The organism is Streptomyces sp. NPDC001415, assembly GCF_053597395.1.
This window is the reverse complement of sequence record NZ_JBSFIE010000017.1, coordinates 79,206-81,206: the sequence shown is the minus strand read 5'-3', so window position 1 is coordinate 81,206 and position 2,001 is coordinate 79,206. Positions and strand designations below refer to the sequence as shown.

General features: G+C 73.3%; 3 protein-coding genes. All 3 read right to left on the bottom strand.

Features of this window, described 5'->3' with window-relative positions:
* Positions 1-1,049: ABC transporter transmembrane domain-containing protein (locus tag ACWC2B_RS22885; protein WP_450719398.1), on the bottom strand; the 1,049-nt coding region annotated here is incomplete at its 3' end.
* The gene (locus tag ACWC2B_RS22880; RefSeq protein WP_450719396.1) at positions 1,046-1,480 is read right to left on the bottom strand and encodes a lasso peptide biosynthesis B2 protein; all 435 of its coding nucleotides are present in this window, start codon (positions 1,478-1,480) and stop codon (positions 1,046-1,048) included. The genes ACWC2B_RS22885 and ACWC2B_RS22880, both read right to left, overlap by 4 nt.
* A gap of 115 nt (positions 1,481-1,595) precedes the next feature.
* Entirely contained in the window at positions 1,596-1,850 is a 255-nt protein-coding gene (locus ACWC2B_RS22875) for a lasso peptide biosynthesis PqqD family chaperone (RefSeq protein WP_450719394.1), read from the bottom strand.
* Positions 1,851-2,001 lie beyond the last annotated feature (151 nt).

Sequence of the window (2,001 nt, the reverse complement as noted above, 5' to 3'; positions counted from 1 at the left end):
GCACCCACGGCACCCACCGGTTCCTCCGGAAGCGCCAAAGCCTGGTCGACGCGCTGGTAGGCGCCCATGCCTCGCTGGATCAGGCCGATGGCGCGGAAGACGGAGGAGAGCGGGACGACGAGGTAGGAGGCGTAGAGGAGGAAGGCCACCAGTTCTCCGAGGGACTCCGAGCCGCCCACCCGCATGCCGCCGATCACCAGGACGAGCAGGAAGGAGCCCTGGACGGCGAGTTCGACCGCCGAGCTCATGAACGCGGCCAGTTTGGCGGTACGCACACCGGCGTCGTAGGCGGACTCCACCCGGGTGCCGATCCGCCGGGCTTCGCGGTCCTCGGCGCAGTGGACCCGCACCATGGGCAGGGCGCCGAGGGCCCGTTCGAGGTCGGCGGCGATGTCGCCGACGGCTCCCTGGGTACGTTCGGCGGCGGCCCGGATGCCGGACAGCAGCGAGGCGACGACGACGGCCGCCGCGACGACGGTGGAGGCGACGAGGAGGAGCAGGACGGGGTCGATCCATGCCATGAGCGCCAGGGCGCCGACGGAGACCAGGATGCCGGTCACCAGGTCGACCAGGGCCTGGGCCGTGGCCTCGCGGATGACGGTGGTGTCGGCGGTGACGCGGGAGATCAGGTCGCCGCTGCGGTGCTGACCGTACTCGCGCATGTCGAGGCGGAGCAGATGGGAGACCAGCCCGTGGCGCATGGTCCGGATCACCCGCTCCCCCATGCGTTCGAGCAGGAAGCGGCCGACCGCGCCGGTGGCCGCCTCGGCGACGAACAGGGCGGCCAGGAGCGACAGCGGTCCCAGCAGGCGCTCGTGTCCCGCGGCGTCCACGATGCGCCGGGCGACGAGCGGCTGGGCCAGGCCCATCGCCGATCCTGCCAGGGTCAGAACGGAGGCGACGGCGATCGCGGCCCGGTGGCCGACGGTCAGACGCACCATGGTGGCCACCGCCCCCGGCGCACCCCGACGACCGCCGTCGGCCGGGTCCGGCGGCGGGGTGTCGTCGCCGGACCGCGGGGCGGCGTCCGTGGTGACCTGCTCGGTCACGGCGTGTTCCGCGAGGCCGGGGGAACGCTCATCAGGCGGCTGAAATAGTCGTCGGGGACGCCTTCGCCGATCGGCCGGCCGTCGACCTCGATCCAGGCGTGCGCGCTGAAGGGCGGCACCACACGGACGCCCGTGCACCAGGTGGGCCAGACGCCCCACAGGCGGCACAGCAGCGTGGCGCCCAGGGAACGCGGCAGGCAGCCTCGCGGCCCCGCGCAGAACAGGCTCGCCGCACACAGCGCGTCCCGGGCGGCCCGGGCCCGGCCGGGGGTGGCGGGCGCGGCGCCACGCCGCAGAACGGTCAGCAGGGCCAGGATGCGGCGGGGCGGCAGCCGGGCGATCAGGTAGGCGGCGGGCAGGACGGCGCGGGCACCGAGGCGGTGCGCGCGGGGGACGCCGGTGGGGCGGGCCAGGGCGCCGGGGGTACTCATGCCGGGACCTCGCTCCGCTCGGCCTCGCCTGCGCGAGGCGCGGATCTCCTGATGAGTGGCTCGCTTCTCCTGATGAGTGGCTCGCTTCTCCTGATGAGTGGTTCGCTGCGCCCGCTCATGCCGCAAGCCCCGAGGCCCGCAGTTGCTCGGTCAGCGCGACGACGTCCCGCTCGGCCTGCGAGCGGTCGATGTCGAACTCGGCCATGAGCGCGTCGACCGCGTCCTTCTCGTCGCCGCCCTCCAGCAGGGTGCGGACGACGAGCGTGCCGGTGGGGTTGAGCTCCCAGTACTCTCCGTTGCGCTGGTCGAGCAGGACGGTTCCGTAGGTGGTCTCGGTGGTGCAGATGTCGGCGCTGAGCCGCACTGTCATGTGCCGTGCCCCTTTCTCCGCGTCAGGCTCCGTACGGTCATGTGCCGCACCCCCTTCTCCGCGTCAGGCTCCGTACGGTCATGTGCCGCACCCCCTTCTCCGCGTCAGGCTCCGTACGGTCATGTGCCGCACCCCCTTCTCCGCGTCAGGG

What these genes read in the sequence shown, in the direction of transcription:
- ACWC2B_RS22880 (WP_450719396.1), bottom strand. Translation starts at nt 1,480, where the DNA reads ATGAGTACCCCCGGCGCCCTGGCCCGCCCCACCGGCGTCCCCCGCGCG.
- ACWC2B_RS22875 (WP_450719394.1), bottom strand. Translation starts at nt 1,850, where the DNA reads ATGACAGTGCGGCTCAGCGCCGACATCTGCACCACCGAGACCACCTAC.